Below are 2,130 nucleotides of genomic sequence, written 5' to 3' on the forward strand. Positions count from 1 at the left end.
GGTCGACGACCGGGTGCAGCGGCACGCCACGCTCACGGTTGAGCTCGCCGAGCTGACCGAGCAGCAGAAGGCCGCCACGTCGAGGCAGACCGCCGCCCAGGCAGCCGCCGATGACATTGCCCGGCTCACCGAACAGGTGCGGGAGGCCGAGTTGATCGCCGCCGCCGCGACCGCGACCAGCACGGCGTCGACGGCTGCCCTCGCCGAGCGGATTCGGTTGCGGAGTGAAAACGACTCGCGCGCAGCCGCAGTCGCGGCCTTGGAAGGCGAAGCCCGCGAGGCGGGCGAAGCCCAGGCGGTGGCGCGCGATGTCACGGTCGAGGCCGACGCCGTGGTCGAGCGGTCCGACCAGAGTCTCGTCGCCGCCCGGCAGCGCGTCGAGACCGCCCGTCAGGTTGTCGACGATCTGGCCCGCCGCGAAGAGACGCAGCGGCTGACGACGAGGCTCGCGAAAATCGATGCCGCGCTGGGCGAGCGTGACGACGTAGCCAAAGAGCTTTCGACCATCACCATCACCGACGACTTGATGCGGCAGATCGAACAGGCTGCCGCAGCAGTGGATCGCATCGAAGGCCAGCTCGCATTGGTCTCGGCGACAGTCGAATTCGTCGCCGCCGCCGACATCGAACTGGTCGTCGGCGATCAGCGGGTTTCGCTACCAGCCGGCGAGACCTGGTCGACGGTGGCGAATGCCGCCACCGAGGTCGAGATTCCCGGGATCGCGACCGCCCGTGTCACGCCCGGGGCGTCGGCGCTCGATGTTCAAGGGAAATACGCTGCGGCGCAAGAGAAGTTGGTTTTGGCGCTGGACTCGGCCGGGGTCGCGGATTTGAGCGCGGCACGGCATGTCGATGAGCGTCGCCGCGAATTGCAGAGCACCCGCGGTCAGCTCACCGCGACGCTAACCGGACTGTGCGGCGACGACGACGTCGAGCAGCTGCGCGTCCAGCTGGCCGAATTACAGTCGTTGCCAGCGCTTTCCGACGATGTCGATGCCGGTGCCGCGCGCGCCGAACTTCTGGAGGCGGTGGCGGTCCGCGCCCAGGCCGAGGTCGACTGTGAGACGCACCGCAAGGTCGCGGCGCTGGCGATGAAGAAGCTCAACGAGGTCACAACGCAGGCCACGCGAGTGCACGACAAGCTGGTCACGCAGCGTGCCGAGCAGGTCGCCGTCGCCGACCGGTTGACCGAACAGCGGGCGGCAGTTCCCGACGAGAAGCTGACCGCGGCAGTGGAGGCCGATACTGCGGCGGCCGACGCGGCCGCGAGCCGGGTCGCCGAGTTGGCGCAGCAGTTGGCGGCCAAGGCGCCCGAGGCCGTCGCTGCCGAGCTGGCCGACGCGGTCGAGGCGGCGACGGCTCTACGCCAGCGGCATCAGGACATTACGAGAACCCTGCATGAGATCGCCGCCCAGCTCACGGTTTTCGGCACCGAAGGCCGCAAGGGCAAGCTTGACGCCGCCGAGATCGACCTCGAGCACGCCCGCAGCGAGCACGACCGGGTCGGCCGCCGGGCCCGCGCCGTGCAGATGCTGCGGGAGGTGATGACGCGGCACCGCGACACCACCCGGCTGCGCTATGTCGAGCCGTACCGCGCCGAACTCCAGCGGCTCGGCCGGCCGGTTTTCGGCGACAGCTTCGAAGTCGACGTCGACAGCGACCTGTGCATCCAGAACCGCACACTCGACGGTCGCACCGTGCCCTACGAGTCGCTGTCGGGCGGGGCCAAGGAGCAACTCGGCATCCTGGCCCGGCTCGCCGGCGCGGCGTTAGTCGCCAAGGAGGACGCGGTCCCGATCCTGATCGACGACGCGCTCGGCTTCACCGATCCCGAGCGGCTGGTCAAGATGGCCGCGGTGTTCGACACGTTGGGGGAGCGCGGCCAGGTCATCGTATTGACCTGCACGCCAGCACGATACGACGGCGTCAAGGACGCGCAGCGAATCGAGCTGTGCGCCTGAGGGCCTCCACTACGCGCTTCACCGGCACGAAGCCGGCTACGGCGCCCCTGTCTCGATCGTCGCTTTCAGGTCCTCAGCAATCTCGTCGACCCGCACGCGGCCTGGTCCCTCGTAGAGATTCTGTAAACCAGGCGCCACTAGCTTCCAGCTGCCCGGCTTGGATTTGTACC

Annotated in this window: 1 pseudogene; it reads left to right on the forward strand. The window is 68.8% G+C overall.

Annotated elements, in window-relative coordinates:
* Positions 1–805 precede the first annotated feature (805 nt).
* Positions 806–1,960: pseudogene (locus tag VN779_RS26735) on the forward strand (hypothetical protein); the annotation flags it as partial.
* Between the last annotated feature and the right edge of the window lie 170 nt (positions 1,961–2,130).

Origin of the sequence: Actinocrinis sp., assembly GCF_035605935.1 — a bacterium.
Taxonomy (GTDB): Bacteria; Actinomycetota; Actinomycetes; order Streptomycetales; family Catenulisporaceae; genus Actinocrinis.